The 13,735-nt window shown below is 42.5% G+C and carries 14 protein-coding genes; 6 read left to right on the top strand and 8 right to left on the bottom strand.

The genetic code is table 11. From position 1 onward, the window contains the following. Positions 1 to 8: 8 nt before the first annotated feature. Both BLP33_RS00965 and BLP33_RS00960 read right to left on the bottom strand, forming a co-directional pair. On the bottom strand, positions 9 to 1,268 hold the full coding sequence (locus tag BLP33_RS00965) for an MFS transporter (RefSeq protein WP_090523859.1): 1,260 nt from the start codon (positions 1,266 to 1,268) through the stop codon (positions 9 to 11). 23 nt (positions 1,269 to 1,291) lie between these two features. Then, a complete protein-coding gene (locus tag BLP33_RS00960; RefSeq protein WP_090523857.1) occupies positions 1,292 to 1,729 on the bottom strand; it encodes a MarR family winged helix-turn-helix transcriptional regulator in 438 nt (145 codons plus the stop codon). Between the two features lie 225 nt (positions 1,730 to 1,954). Here BLP33_RS00960 and BLP33_RS00955 point away from each other — a divergent pair, with 225 nt between their 5' ends. Then, positions 1,955 to 2,830, top strand: coding sequence for a glycoside hydrolase family 25 protein (locus BLP33_RS00955; protein WP_090523854.1), 876 nt, complete (start codon positions 1,955 to 1,957; stop codon positions 2,828 to 2,830). Between the two features lie 126 nt (positions 2,831 to 2,956). On the opposite strand, the gene BLP33_RS00950 is transcribed toward BLP33_RS00955, so the two are convergent. Beyond that, a complete protein-coding gene (locus tag BLP33_RS00950; protein ID WP_090523851.1) occupies positions 2,957 to 3,316 on the bottom strand; it encodes a DoxX family protein in 360 nt (119 codons plus the stop codon). 92 nt (positions 3,317 to 3,408) lie between these two features. On the opposite strand from BLP33_RS00950, the gene BLP33_RS00945 reads away from it, so the two are divergent. Continuing rightward, positions 3,409 to 3,810 carry a winged helix-turn-helix transcriptional regulator gene (locus BLP33_RS00945; protein WP_090523849.1) on the top strand — a complete coding sequence of 134 codons (402 nt, stop codon included), beginning with the start codon at positions 3,409 to 3,411 and terminating at the stop codon, positions 3,808 to 3,810. Positions 3,811 to 3,890: 80 nt separating this feature from the next. On the opposite strand, the gene BLP33_RS00940 is transcribed toward BLP33_RS00945, so the two are convergent. From BLP33_RS00940 to BLP33_RS00930, 3 genes are all read right to left on the bottom strand, one after another. Continuing rightward, positions 3,891 to 4,073: a hypothetical protein gene (locus BLP33_RS00940; RefSeq protein WP_090523842.1), complete on the bottom strand. Its 183-nt coding sequence runs from the start codon at positions 4,071 to 4,073 to the stop codon at positions 3,891 to 3,893. Between the two features lie 81 nt (positions 4,074 to 4,154). Then, positions 4,155 to 4,658: an inorganic diphosphatase gene (locus tag BLP33_RS00935; RefSeq protein WP_090523840.1), complete on the bottom strand. Its 504-nt coding sequence runs from the start codon at positions 4,656 to 4,658 to the stop codon at positions 4,155 to 4,157. Positions 4,659 to 4,669: 11 nt separating this feature from the next. Continuing rightward, positions 4,670 to 5,455 carry a mechanosensitive ion channel family protein gene (locus BLP33_RS00930; RefSeq protein ID WP_090523837.1) on the bottom strand — a complete coding sequence of 262 codons (786 nt, stop codon included), beginning with the start codon at positions 5,453 to 5,455 and terminating at the stop codon, positions 4,670 to 4,672. Between the two features lie 183 nt (positions 5,456 to 5,638). Here BLP33_RS00930 and BLP33_RS00925 point away from each other — a divergent pair, with 183 nt between their 5' ends. From BLP33_RS00925 to BLP33_RS00915, 4 genes are all read left to right on the top strand, one after another. Further along, positions 5,639 to 5,836, top strand: a complete 198-nt coding sequence (locus BLP33_RS00925; RefSeq protein ID WP_090523834.1) for a type II toxin-antitoxin system RelB/DinJ family antitoxin — start codon at positions 5,639 to 5,641, stop codon at positions 5,834 to 5,836. A 7-nt stretch (positions 5,837 to 5,843) separates the two neighbouring features. Further along, positions 5,844 to 5,999, top strand: a complete 156-nt coding sequence (locus tag BLP33_RS27275) for a hypothetical protein (protein WP_175489884.1) — start codon at positions 5,844 to 5,846, stop codon at positions 5,997 to 5,999. Next, a complete protein-coding gene (locus tag BLP33_RS27830; RefSeq protein ID WP_090526141.1) occupies positions 5,945 to 6,124 on the top strand; it encodes a type II toxin-antitoxin system YafQ family toxin in 180 nt (59 codons plus the stop codon). The genes BLP33_RS27275 and BLP33_RS27830 overlap by 55 nt, the downstream gene beginning before the upstream one ends. A 99-nt stretch (positions 6,125 to 6,223) precedes the next feature. Next, positions 6,224 to 9,283 (top strand): glycosyltransferase family 117 protein, encoded by a 3,060-nt coding sequence (locus tag BLP33_RS00915; protein ID WP_254780039.1) that lies wholly within the window; start codon positions 6,224 to 6,226, stop codon positions 9,281 to 9,283. A gap of 61 nt (positions 9,284 to 9,344) precedes the next feature. Here BLP33_RS00915 and BLP33_RS00910 read toward each other — a convergent pair whose 3' ends face one another. Both BLP33_RS00910 and BLP33_RS00905 read right to left on the bottom strand, forming a co-directional pair. Continuing rightward, positions 9,345 to 10,247: a metallophosphoesterase family protein gene (locus BLP33_RS00910; protein WP_090523829.1), complete on the bottom strand. Its 903-nt coding sequence runs from the start codon at positions 10,245 to 10,247 to the stop codon at positions 9,345 to 9,347. A gap of 211 nt (positions 10,248 to 10,458) precedes the next feature. Then, positions 10,459 to 13,572 (bottom strand): lantibiotic dehydratase, encoded by a 3,114-nt coding sequence (locus BLP33_RS00905; protein WP_090523826.1) that lies wholly within the window; start codon positions 13,570 to 13,572, stop codon positions 10,459 to 10,461. Positions 13,573 to 13,735 lie beyond the last annotated feature (163 nt).

The following is a 13,735-nucleotide window of genomic DNA, read 5'->3' as shown; positions in this document are numbered from 1 at the left end:
GTTTAATGTTAAGAAATTGCTTCGGTAGATTGCTGCACAGCAGCCATCGCTTTCTTTTTAAGCCTGCTGCGCGTTAAAAAAACAAAATGCAAAACACCCAACAGCAGTGCTACCATGCCTTCGGCCATAACAGTATCGGGTACGCCTATTTTTTGCGAAACTGCGCCAATGAGCAAACCGCCAAGCGGCTGCATCCCAAAAAAAGACATAGCATAATAACTGATTACCCGGCCTCGCATTTCGGGAGTAGCAGTAGTTTGGATAATGGTATTACCAATGGTAACCTGCGACATCATACCAAAACCGATAATTGCTGAAAAAAACAGCGCAACAGGATAATTGTGCATATGCGAAAATGCGATTAGCCCCGCGGCAAATATCAGCGTATTAACGGCCAGAATCTTTTTTAGATCGGTACCGGCACTTAATGAGGCCAGGAAAATCCCGCCGCCAAAAGCACCAAGCCCTATAACACTATCTATAACCCCAAAAGTAGAGGCCGTTCCCTTAAATATGTCCTTAGCATAAACCGGTATCAGCGTACTGAAAGGCAGTACAAACAAGCTTATGGAAGCAAGCATCAGTAACATGAACTTTATAGTGGGGGTATTGCGGATATATTCGAAGCCGTCTTTTAGATCGGCAAATACGTTTTTACCGTGGGGCTTGGGCATAAATTCGGGCAAACGCATCATCAGCAATGAGCCAATTACCGCAATAAAGCTCAGAGCATTGGCCCCAAAACAAACCGAATCGCCAAATTTTTCAATAATCAGGCCCGCTATCCCCGGCCCTATTAACCGCGACAGGTTCACCATGGAAGAGTTAAGGGCAAGCGCATTAGGCAGGTCGGATTTATCATCAACCATTTCATATACCAACGATTGTCTTGCCGGAACATCAAATGCGTTAATCAGCCCTAAAACAGCAGTCAAAGCCATGATAGCCCAAACCGAATAATACCCAAAAAACACCAGCACGGTGAGCAAAATGGCTTGTACCATGGAAGCCACTTGCGTAAACAACAATACTTTAAAGCGGTTATACCTGTCAGAAACCACACCGCCCAAAAACGAAAAAAGAAACGAGGGGAACAAACTTGCAAACAAGGTTAGCCCCAACATAAACTTGGAGTGCGTTTGCGAATAGATCACCCAGCTTACAGCGGTTTTCTGCATCCAGGTACCCAACAATGAAACGGATTGCCCGGCAAAATACAGCCGGTAGTTGCGGCTTTTAAAAGCGTTGAATGTACTTAGCTTACTCATTTATCCCTTTCTGTCAGTTTTTATTAATCAAAGTCAACAAGTTTGGCCAGAGGTGCCAGCGCTTTTTTCAGGATCTCCTGCTCTTCGGCAGTGCAGGTGGCTTCGAGGGCGCGGTTAAGCCATTCATCTTTTTCACTTCTTGATTTATGGATGAGGCTGATCCCCTCTTCCGAAAGTGAAATGATCACCTTGCGTTTATCCAGCTCGGAGATGCGCCTTTTGATCAGCCCGAGATTGAGCAGGTTACTTAATACCTGCGACATGGATTGTGTGGTGATCTTCTCCATAGCTGCCAACTCGTTAGGCAGGATCTCCTCATGCTGAAAGATCAGTGCCATGGTTGACCGCTCGGTAAGCGAAAGCTTTTCGGCAGTAGCCGAAGTCTTCCTGATCTTTTTACTAAGCCTGCCAATGATAAACCTCAATTCGGAAGCCAGTTGAATCTCTTTTTCTTCGCTCATATACAATTAATCAGTTAAACTTGTAAGTTTACTTTACAAATATAGAGATCGTTTTATCAGCACAATGTCAAACCTGACCGTTGATTTTTTTATTTCGCTGATTGTGTTGATTTTGATTAGCGGACTTAACATAATTAGGTTCGGAGACCGCTTTGATCATCAAAAAAATCAGCGCAATCAACGTAATCGTCATTAATCAACGGTTCGTTTTCGTAATTTTACCCCGTGCCTGCTCCTGAAAAGAAAACACCTGTAAGAAAGAAAGCTCCTGCCCGTAAAAAGCCGGTAGTTAAAGCAAAACAGCAGGCCAATTTCTCCACACAGTGGATAGCGGCTATAGGCGCTTTGCTGCTTATCCTGCTTTCGCCTTTTTATTATGGCTATATTTTAAAATTTGGCAGCGCCACCTGGCGGTGGATCATGGATGCGGGGGAGGATACCCATTATCGTAAGTACAAGGATTTTGCCATCCATATCCCCGATGGCTATACCGTATATGGCATTGATGTGTCCTCATACCAGGGCCGTATAAACTGGAAACAGGTAAAAGCCATGCGCGAAGGCGATGTCCACATCAGCTTTGCATTTATCAAAGCTACCGAAGGTGTGTTAAGCGTTGACCCATATTTTCAGCGCAACTGGCGCGAAGCGCCAAAGGCAGGCATCATGTGCGGCGCTTATCATTTTTTTCTTCCGCAAAAAAGTGGTGTATGGCAAGCTAAGTTTTTCCTTCAAACGGTAAAAACCGAAAAAGGCGACCTACCCATGGTGGTGGATATAGAAAGGTTGTATCGTACCAGTCCTGAAAAGATGCGAGAGCAACTGGAGAGTTTTATCAAAACCATTGAAAACCGTACAGGGATTAAGCCCATCATCTATACTAACCTAAAATTTTACCAGGATTACCTGGAAGGTTATTTTGATGGTTATACCCTGTGGATTGCACATTACTACCAGCCCAAGCTGCTTGTATCCAATAAAACCAACTGGAAGTTTTGGCAACACTCGGATAAGGCCCATGTTAACGGCATTAACCATGTTGTGGATTTTAATGTGTTTAAGGGCGATAGTACGGAGTTTGAGAAATTGCTGGTGCCGTAGGATTGTATCTAACATCACTGCAAAGAACGAAGCAATCCTCGACTCTACAGGGAGACTTGCATAGTCGCTCTACTTCATGGGGATTGCTTCGTTCCTCGCAATGACGTGGTGGGAACATCCCTCACATTACTGTTGCTTTTTATAATACAACACATACGATCCTCCCAAAATCGCCAGAAACACCAACGGCATCACACGGTTTGCTACCGGATCGCCGGATGCGGTATGTGCTATAAACGCAGAAACAAATACAAAAGTAAATCCCGCATAAGTCCATTCTTTTAACCTTGCAGGTACGGGCACCAATAGTAGTATTGCACCGATAAGCTTTGCTATTGCCAGTTCAACCCTAAAATAATCAGGGAAGCCTAAATGATGAAAGGCTGCAGCCATTTCGGGCTTTGTTAAGTATGAATAGCATGAAAAAGCCATCATCAATGCTACAATAGCGGTCAGTATCCAGTAAAAAATTTTAGTTGCTTTCATTTAATGAATTATTTGTCGCAAACTTAACTACCTTTGCTATTAAAAAGATACTACTATCCTAAAGGATACCGGTATCGTTAAGGATAGCAAGTATGAATAACGAACAAATCATTCACAATAAAGAGACCTGCAAAGCTTCTGTAACCGCAGTACGCGATACGCTTTATGTAGTAAACGGTAAATGGAAGCTGCCGATGCTGGTAAGCCTGATGACCGGCCCTAAACGGTTTAAGGAACTTCAGCGCGACCTGGAAAGCATCACGCCTAAAATACTTTCGAAAGAGTTAAGGGAGCTTGAACTAAATGGCTTTGTTAAACGGACGGTTTATGATACCACACCGGTAACTGTAATTTATGAACGTACCGAATATGCTGATACGCTTGGTAAGGTTGTTTCAGAATTGCGCGAATGGGGCATGAACCATCGTGAACATATTAAACAAATGAGCCGGGCTGAAGCCGATGCCAAAAAAACAATGGCAGTTTCATTATAATGTAGTAAATAGCTCTTCAGAATTTAGAAGCACAAAGCGCCTTTGCCTGGTAAGCAAAAGCGCTTTTATAAACAATAACATTACGCTTTTTTCTTCTCGGGATGATGGGCACTATCCCTGCTTGATGTTTGATCGGAGCGTTGCCCGCCTGCGTTACTGATGCCTTTTTGCTTTTGGGCATCATTATGATTAGTAAAGGCACGATCGGCAGTTGGTTTGCCTTGTGCGTTAGCATTATTCTTAAAATCCTGTTGACCTTTCATAATAACTATATTTAAATTCAACAATGTTTATATCATAACTACAGCTAAAGCGCGATTGGGTTTTATTAATTTGATATAGTACTATTCATTGTGGGTAGTTGCGTTATTAACAAGTTCCATAGCGCCCTCTGCACCAAGGCGTTCCATCAAATTAAACTCTTTAGATTCAAGGCGGTTGTAGTTTGTAAAAAAAGCCTCTATCTGGTCGGTAAGGCTGTGCGGCAGTTGTGCCGCATCATGCAGATCGGTAAAAATTTTTGATACTACGGGCACTGCCAGCAACCTGTCGTTCCGGTAACGTTTCCCATCCGGACCAGCTTGTTCTACCTTAAAAGCCCCTATCAGCCGGCAATCTATCACACAGCCCGGAAAAGTACTGATCTCCGATATGACCAACACATCCAAGGGATCGCCGTCGCCCCCCACTGTATTGGGTATAAAGCCAAAATCAAAAGGAAAAACCATACCTGCAGGCAGTAGTTTTTTAAGCCTGAACTGATTTGTGGCGGCATCATAATCATACTTGTGGCCACAGCCTTTAGGCGTTTCAACAATCACCGTGATCTTATTTTCTAAATTATCCATACATACATATTTTATAAACCCGGTATTTTAACCCCGGAAGCTTTCAAGTCCTGCAAAATGTTTTCCTGTACGGCCAGTTTGGTATCCTGGAAACCATGTGCATGAACCCAAACATTAACCCCTACACGATAACCATCAGGATCTAAACCGGCAATACCTATCCTCCTGTCCGGAGTTTCCAATATGTTCTTTGATTTATCGATAGAAGAGTTAATGACCGACTTCACCTCATTAAAGTCAATATTATTGGTAAACTTCAGCTCGATATCAAGCCTGCGGGTGCCTTCCCTGCTGATGTTAATAATCACTTCGTTTGAGAGCTTACTGTTAGGCATAATAACTATCCTGTTATCAAAGGTTTTAACAATGGTATAAAAGATCTGGATAGCGATAACCGTTCCTTCAAGGCCCTGGGCTATAATATTATCGCCCACAACAAAGGGTTTGAGCAGTAGTATGAGCACTCCGCTGGCAAAATTTTGTAATGTACCCGAAAGGGCTAAACCAGCGGCTACACCAAAAGCACCCACGAGTGCAGTGAACAAAGTAATGGGCACACCCATGATCTGCACAACTCCTAAAATGAGCAACACACGCAATACAACCCCTACAAGACTTTGCAAAAACGGCTTTATGGTTGGGTCTATTTCCTTTTTTTGCATATGGGCCTGCCACCATTTCAGCAGCAGGTTAATGAGCCAAAGGCCGATGAATAAAACCACCAGCCCAATCAAAAAACTGGGTGCATAACGGATCACCCAAATGTATACCTGTTCATAAAACTTTTCAATCTTCATAAAACAAATCGTTTAGCTTCCGCATAAAACCACCTATGCTTAACGCATATTTGGGGGAAGGGTTTGTTTTAATGGCGTCAGCATTTCTTTCATCAATTAAAAAACTATAAACAACAGCTTAACATCTGCGATAAACAACAGCACAAGCCTATTAATTAAGCAGATTATTGATTATTTTTGTGTATGCAAACACTCGAGATAATTGTTCCTGATAATAAAACACGTTTGGTTAAGGATATCCTGAAAGAATTGGGTGTAACTATTAAAGTAAAAAAAGAGAACAAAACACCTAATGCCGAAACTATTGCCGCTATGGACGAGTTAAAAGCAGGCAAAGGCAAAAAATTCAAAAGTGTAGACGAACTGTTCAAAAGTATCTAATTTGATCATGTTCGAGATCGTCGCCTCAACCAAATTCCTCAAAGATTTAAAATTACTTAAAAAGCGTTCGCTTAACGATTTTCAGCTGTTGCAGAACGTAATTACCATATTCGCCAACAAAGGTCATATGGGCCTCGACAAAAACATAAAGCCCATAAGTTAAGTGGTAGCTACAAAGGCTATTGGGAATGCCATGTAAAGCCCGACCTACTACTGATCTGGGATGAGAATGAACAGATCAACCTTTTAGAATTAGTGCGCACCGGAACTCATTCAGATCTGTTTTAACAACCATTTAACACTTCAGCCCTCCAAGTGTTAACAAATGTTAAAAGTGTTAAATTTCAATACGTTACCATTTTTAAGCCCTAATTTGGTATTAACTATTTGAAAAAACTTTTACACTTTATCATGAGCTACAACAAGATCAATAACCTTTTGGGCTGGCTTTGTTTTACCCTTGCATCCTTAACTTACATCCTTACTTTAGAACCCTCTGTAAGTTTTTGGGACTGTGGCGAATTCATTTCCTGTGCCTATAAACTCCAGGTATCACACCAACCGGGCTACCCTCTTTTTGCCATGATAGGTAAGGCATTCTCGCTGCTTTCGATGGGCGACAGGACAAAAGTTGCCTACTTTACCAACCTGGGTTCGGCACTGGCCAGCGGGGCTACCATTATGTTTTTATTTTGGAGCATAACCGCCCTTGCCAAAAAACTGCTTGCTATAAAAAACACTACTGTTAATACAACCCAAACCTTACAAATAATGGGTGCCGGGCTAACCGGCGCCCTTGCATTTACCTTTACCGACACCTTTTGGTTTTCGGCAGTGGAAACCATCGTTTTTGCATGGTCGTCATTATGTACCGCAATAGTATTCTGGGCTATTTTAAAATGGGATGCCGTTGCCGATGAACCGCAAGCCGACAGATGGCTGGTTTTTATAGCTTATGTAATCGGCCTTTCTATCGGCATTCACCTGCTTAATTTACTAACCATACCGGCTTTGGTAATGGTTTATTATTTCCGCAGGCATAAAAACATTAATGTTAAAAGCGGACTTTTGGCATTCGCTATAAGCATCCTGATTTTGGCCTTTGTTCAGTTTGGCATCAGGGGGTATACCATAGGCCTCGCCGCCCGGTTCGACCTGTTTTTTGTAAACAGCCTTGGGCTCGGTTTTGGCAGCGGCGTTTTGTTCTTTTTTTTGCTGATCATCGGCTTGCTCATTGCCGGGATCCAATACAGTATCCGCAAGCAAAAACATCTTTTAAACGTAAGCCTGCTATGCATTGTGTTTGTTTATTTTGGATACAGCTCCTTTGTTTATATCCCCATAAGGGCATCGGCGGGCACCAACCTTAACAACTCACACCCCAGCGATGCCTTTACGATGTATGAATATCTTAACCGTACCCAATATGGTGAAACACCATTGCTTAAGGGCCCTTACTTCGATGCCAAAATAACGGATGTTACCGATGGTACACCGCTTTACCGCAAAGGAAAGAGCAAATACGAGGTAGCTTACAATAAGCCTAATTATGTTTATGATCATACCAGCATCCTGCCCCGCATGTGGTCGACAGAAGAGAATACTACTTTTGCGCAGGACGCTCAGTTTTACCGCGACTGGCTGCAGTTGAGCGATAACGCTACGCCTACCTTTTCGGATAATTTAAGATGGATGTTCAGCTGGCAAATGTACCAGATGTACTGGCGTTATTTTATGTGGAACTTTGTTGGCCGCTACAACGATGATGATATGGAAGGGCAGACCAACATGAATGGCATCGGCGGTAACTGGACGTCGGGCTTGTTCAACAACGCCTCCAATACGCCTAAGTTTGTATTGAATAATGTTACCTATACGCCCCTTTATGCACTGCCTTTAGTAGTAGGCTTGTTTGGCATGTTTTATCACTTCAAAAAACGGAAGAAAGATGCTCTGGTCATAACGTTGCTATTCTTTTTCACCGGGTTGGCTATAGTATTATATGTTAACCAGCCATCTGTACAGCCGCGCGAGCGTGATTACTCATACGTTGGCTCATTTTATGCATTTGCCATTTGGATTGGTTTAGGATTGATAGCACTGATTGACATAGTACCTAAAAAGATCAGTCCGCGGTTTGCCACCATTGGGGCTATGGTTATTTGTACTATTGTTGGCCCTGTTTTGCTGGCAAGTAAAGAATGGAAAAACCACGACCGCTCAACCAAAATGGCGGCGCATGATATGGCTTACAATTACCTCATGTCCTGCCCTAAAAATGCTATTTTATTTGACCTGGGCGATAATGATACTTACTCACTGTGGTATGATCAGGAGGTGGAAAATATCAGGCCGGATGTACGTATTGTAAATCTGAGCCTGCTGAGTGCCGACTGGTCGGTAAGGCAAATGCAGCGCAAAATAAACCAGGCCGACGCGCTGCCCATTACCATGAGCTTTGATAAATACAAGCTGGGTACCCGTGATGTGATCAGGTATAATGATGCCAAAATACCGGGCTATGTTGATGTAAAAGATATATTTGACTTTATCACCTCGGATGATAAACGTACGCACGTTGAATATACCAATGGCACCACCGAAAATTATTTGCCTACCAAAAACTTCAAGCTGGCGGTGAATGCTGATGATGTAATGAAAAATAAGGTGATCACGCCCGAGCAAAAAGGCTTACTTACGGATACCATGAAATGGAAATTCCCTCCTAATTATATCACCAAAGAAAACCTTGCCATGATAGATATACTTGCCCATAACGACTGGAAACGGCCAATTTGTTTCACTACATCTATTGGGCAAACAAGCATGGTTGGCTTACAGCCATATTTGTACCAGGAAGGTTTTACCTATCGCCTGTTGCCTTTCAAAACTGATTCATCGTTGGCAGATCAGCTTTCAAAAATCAACAGCCTGGTGATGTACAGCAACATGATGGATAAGTTTAAATTCGGCAATTTTAAAACAGCCCGGTACCTTGATCAGCAATCAATCCAGGTATTTTATCCGCAACTGGTATCAACTTTTTCTGATCTTTCAGCAGGGTTATTAAAAGATGGTCATCCAAACCTTGCACTTAATGCATTGCATAAGTATGAAGAAGTTATGCCCGACATCAACCCTAACTTTATGACCGCACAAGGCAAAATAACAATGGCCGATACCTCGTATAAGTTGGACTATGCCAAGCTGGGTAATAAATTGATCAAAAGTGTTAACAGCTACCTAACCGATCAGCTTGATTATAACTACCATCAGTTGCAAAAAGATACAGGCCGGTTAAGTCCGCGCGATGTGCAGATCAGTATGTCACTGCTGAACAACATGGTTGCCATCACCCATAACGGCAATCAAAAAGAACTAAGCGGACAATTAGTTGCCCAGCTTAATGATTATGCCGAAAAGTTTAAAAGTATTCTCCAGCTCTAAACAACCAACATATATATGCTATGGGGCAGGCTATTTGATTTAGCCTGCCCTTTTTTATATTTTAATAATTCACATACTTTTCTTCAAAAGTACCATCGGCATACAGGTCTATCAAACCATAGCCTGGGGCTGTTTCCCGGCGGTTACCCTCCCACCATGCACCGGAAACGGCGCCATTGCACAGGTAAGTAACATTGTTATAAACCACCTTATCGCGCATGTGCAGGTGACCGCTCAGACATAATTTTACGTTAGGGTGCTGGTAAAACAGGTTGATGATTTTAGCAGTATCAGTATGCATGTCGCCGCCAAGCATTGTCCACTTGTTTACAATATCATCCTCTATCATCAGTAAAGCGGTCAATATCGGTATGTGCGACATGACCATTACCGGCATATTGGCATCTGTAGCTTTCAGTTCATCGCTTAGCCAGTTAAGCTGTTCATCGCCCAGCTTGCCTATATACCAGGTATTATCAATATCTAAGTGCACACTGTCCAGCACAATGATCTTCCAGCCGTTTTTTTCCATGCTGTAATAAGGCTTTACAAGCTGCAGTTTATCCAGTGCGTATTTTTTTCCGTAGATGGCCTGACCCTTGTCGTCCTCGTACCACCAGATATCGTGGTTGCCCAAACAATAATGAACGGGCAAACTGCATTCGTTTTTCATGATGTTTTGCACCAGCTTCCATTGATCATTGATGGTACTGATGTTTTCCTTGTTCATATCAAAAACAATGTCGCCGCCATTTAATACCATATCAACCTTTGGCGTTTGTTGCTGCAGGTGGTGAAGGCACCTGGTAAACCTGGCAGGGGCATCAAACTTATCCTTCAGGTGCACATCGGTAATGTGGGCTATTCGCAATGATGGCTTTGCAGCCGGTGTTGTATTGCCGAGTGCTAATGAAGGTGCCAGAAGCAGGCCGCCTATATTTTTTAATGCTGATCTTCTTTCCATAATATAAAAGCTGCCTCCCGGGTTCAGGCAATTTTGGGGTTAAAAATACATTTATAATATTGGTAGGCCGCGGGAATTTCTGTTAAACTTTTATTAAGAAAATAATGACCGAAACATCTGTATAAAACAAAAAGCCTTCCGCGTTAGCAGAAGACTTAATAGATTTGTGTAGGGAAGGTTAAAATATTATTTCGAGCCGCTTAGCTATTAATTATTGAAGATATGGCCTGCCTGCCATGTACTCATTTACAGCCCCGGCAATGTATTTATTATCGTAACCCGTTTCTTTGTTTTGTAAAACGGATTTATAATAAAGCAGCAGAAAATCGTACACACCTAGTTCGCGAACCTGCTGTCTGGTTTTAAACAAGCGGTTCATACTCATTTGAATAAGGCTGATCACAAGCAGGTTCAAATCCTGCGGTACCGTTCCGGATGAAATAAGCTCGGCGAGCAATAAAGCTGCCGGCCTGTTGTTTAAACTCCGGTACCTGAGCAGGTCGTTGCCTGCAACCGCGGCACCTTCCACAAAAAGGTCCTCAATCTTGTTGCGGTAATGCCTGTATTTAAAAGTCAGTTGCTTTGAAAGCAGGTTATCATAATTAACGTCCGGATATGATGAGGCTACAAGCAGCTCCATAAGCTCGTTTTTTTGTTCGATCTGAAAATCAAAATCATTCAACAGCCTGTCAATTGATAACAGTCCCCAAAGCCACCTCACCTCTTCAAAGTTTTCGGTCACATCCGCTCTTGATATGAGGCTGGCTATGGCAAGGCTATCGTTAAAAAACAACTGTTCAACAAGCTCAATGGATGCTTCTCCGTAACGTTCTAGTTCGCGCTCGTAGGTATCAAACTGAACCTTCCAGATCTGCTTTGATTTAATTAAGGCCGAAAAGCAATTGTTAATATTTTGAATGACCCTGCCCAATGCAAATACAGAAGCCAGATGGACCCTGAAACGAATATGAGGTTCAGGATCAGCATAACGTACATAAAACCACTGATCAATCAAGTCTTCATGGTAAAGCTTTTTGCTTAGCTGTATCAGCTCATTGCCTATCACATGCTCGGCAGTTTCAATACCGCAATACAGTTTTACATACAACCATTCATCCCCCGGGAAAAACTGACGTTTAGCTGCATTTGTACTAAGCGGCCCCATACCGGTATACTTGCCGGCTATCTTTTCGCCCCGTTTTAAAACAGCCACAAATTGGTTACCGATAAGCTTTTCATCCTTCTTTTTAAGCATGATATTATCGCGTTCGCCAATGTATTCCTTTAAAATAATTTCATTCTTTTTCTTGCATGACGAAAGCCATGCAGCAACCTCAAGCCTGCTGTTAGTATGTACGACCAATTCACTATCAATATCTGTAAAAACAAAAGCCTCAGGCAGATCCCAGTATTTAACAAACTTCGCCCACGCTTCGTTGTAATCAACAGCCAGTTCTTTTAACAGCTGCTGTAAATCAGCATTGGTGATGTACCAGGTTTTTAAGGCTAATATTACACCTTCATAAACTACCCTTGGCGTTTTGGTTACCCCAAGTTTAGGTAATATGTCAAGATTAAACCCAAGCTCGTATTTTGAATCCTGGCATTGCAGATCGGCCAGGAACTGGTACACTGCTAAGGCCGTCATACCGTAATTATATGCTGTATTTAAGCGAGGGATAATCCTTTTGCCTAATTTGGCCGAACGCAGCACAACGTTGTTCCCTTTAACAGATACAAGCAGATCTGTTAAATTAACCTCCTGGTCACCGGCCTTTACCGGCGTTTGAAACTGGTAATCCCGATATGGTGCAGAGGTAAAGCTCCCCAGGTAGTCATCAGGCGTGTGTACAATTTCGGCAACTATAGCCGGCTCATAAATACGGGTTTCTGTTTCGGATATTTCATCAAGGATCTGGCCAAAATTCCGCTCGGCATTAGCCAAACGGCCAAACATGGAGGTACCGGCCGGCCACCCGCAATATTCAAGATACAGCAAGGGCTCATCATGACCCGAAATACGAAACATTACCGAAAAACTTGGCGGCAACTCATCATCGTAAGCTTTAACGTTTTCAAACTGTGACTTTTGCAAATGGATAATTTCCTGCCCGGGATTGTTAACAATTTGCCCGATAAGCCACTTCACGGCACTAGTATATTGCAGATTTTCACCATCAGTTGCAGAGCCGGAGGATTCTGTATAACAGTTTATGGCATAGCCGATACCTTTTTCAGGATCAAGCACTTCTGTTAGCAAAATCTCCCGCTCATGATACCGGTCGCGGAAGCGTTTTATAAACGTTTCCAGGTTTTTACTTTGATGCCTGGGTGTGATCCGGTTAAGCAGATCAATGGCATCGAGCAATTTATCAGCATAAGCTTTATCAAGCGTAGCCGAATCTGCCTGCCTAAAATAATCAACCTGCAGCAATGTCCCCTGTGAGGCATCACCTGGCAAATCTTTCAAAATCATAGCAACCTTATTATTTTTTGTAATTACATTATCGGTGCCCGTCAGTACCTGCTTAACGGTATTCAGTTTTGACAAATAGCTTTGCGCTTGCATACTTTGGTGTGCCAACCGGGTAAAAATGCCGATGGCCTGGTCAAGGTATTCCCCGCTGTCAATACACGGTTCAAGCTCACTCCACAAAACCTGGTTTTTAATCAATTGATCCAAAAAAGCAGCGGCACATTCCGGATTTTTGCCAAGTTTTTGCGTTATAAATAAGCCTATCGAATTGTATGTCCTGGCGTTTTCACAAAACCCGATAACCGCCTGCAGATCGTCAGATATCTTTACCGGCGATGCTTTGTATTTACCACGGTTTACAGTTTGACGGTCAATTTTAAGGTAGGTCCCGTTTAAGGTATACATTGTTTTATTTACCTTGTAACTTAACAATATCCGTATGAGGCGATTATTTAAAATCTGGCCGTTCAAATTAACCGCTGCGGCAACATTAAGCCTTACATGCTGGTAAGCATTACCAAGCTGTAAATCGGTCGTATTCCCCCAGGTAACAGGAGCGCAACCTGCAAATAACCCTGATGGATTGGTGCCAGTAGCGCTCCTGTTAATAAATTTGGCCAAGGTTATTTCAAGCTTCTCCAGTTTTTTCGCATCTGTAATATCATCTATATGCAAAACCGCTTCATACAAGTTTTTAGAGGTAAGCCAAAGCGCCTGCATAAACAATTCATCTTTTGTGAATGCCCTGATGGTTTCTTTATCAACTGTTTCCACGCAATCAAATGCAGGAAATCTGAACATCAGGCCCGATGAGAATTTATATTGTTCGGATAATTTGGCTGTTTTCATTGTAGTTACCTCTGATGGTTCTTATCATAAAACAGACATACTTAATATGATCTAAGTTCGTCCTTAGAACCCTGTTGAACTTGAAGTTTTTTCTGTTGTAGTACCCGTCATAGTCATATAGAAATCTACAGTGCCACCATTTTTTCCAATGTTATTTGTAAGT

Source organism: Mucilaginibacter sp. NFR10 (genome assembly GCF_900100445.1).
GTDB classification, from domain to species: Bacteria; Bacteroidota; Bacteroidia; order Sphingobacteriales; family Sphingobacteriaceae; genus Mucilaginibacter; species Mucilaginibacter rubeus.
This window is presented reverse-complemented; position numbering and strand designations above follow the sequence as displayed.

Bases quoted from the DNA above. Each gene is read 5' to 3' on its own strand.
- BLP33_RS27275 (WP_175489884.1), top strand. From the start codon at position 5,844: ATGTTCGAGATCGTCGCCTCAACCAAATTCCTCAAAGATTTAAAATTA.
- BLP33_RS00935 (WP_090523840.1), bottom strand. From the start codon at position 4,658: ATGGATAATTTAGAAAATAAGATCACGGTGATTGTTGAAACGCCTAAA.
- BLP33_RS00905 (WP_090523826.1), bottom strand. From the start codon at position 13,572: ATGAAAACAGCCAAATTATCCGAACAATATAAATTCTCATCGGGCCTG.
- BLP33_RS00930 (WP_090523837.1), bottom strand. From the start codon at position 5,455: ATGAAGATTGAAAAGTTTTATGAACAGGTATACATTTGGGTGATCCGT.
- BLP33_RS00950 (WP_090523851.1), bottom strand. From the start codon at position 3,316: ATGAAAGCAACTAAAATTTTTTACTGGATACTGACCGCTATTGTAGCA.
- BLP33_RS00940 (WP_090523842.1), bottom strand. From the start codon at position 4,073: ATGAAAGGTCAACAGGATTTTAAGAATAATGCTAACGCACAAGGCAAA.
- BLP33_RS00945 (WP_090523849.1), top strand. From the start codon at position 3,409: ATGAATAACGAACAAATCATTCACAATAAAGAGACCTGCAAAGCTTCT.
- BLP33_RS00910 (WP_090523829.1), bottom strand. From the start codon at position 10,247: ATGGAAAGAAGATCAGCATTAAAAAATATAGGCGGCCTGCTTCTGGCA.
- BLP33_RS00960 (WP_090523857.1), bottom strand. From the start codon at position 1,729: ATGAGCGAAGAAAAAGAGATTCAACTGGCTTCCGAATTGAGGTTTATC.
- BLP33_RS00925 (WP_090523834.1), top strand. From the start codon at position 5,639: ATGCAAACACTCGAGATAATTGTTCCTGATAATAAAACACGTTTGGTT.
- BLP33_RS00965 (WP_090523859.1), bottom strand. From the start codon at position 1,268: ATGAGTAAGCTAAGTACATTCAACGCTTTTAAAAGCCGCAACTACCGG.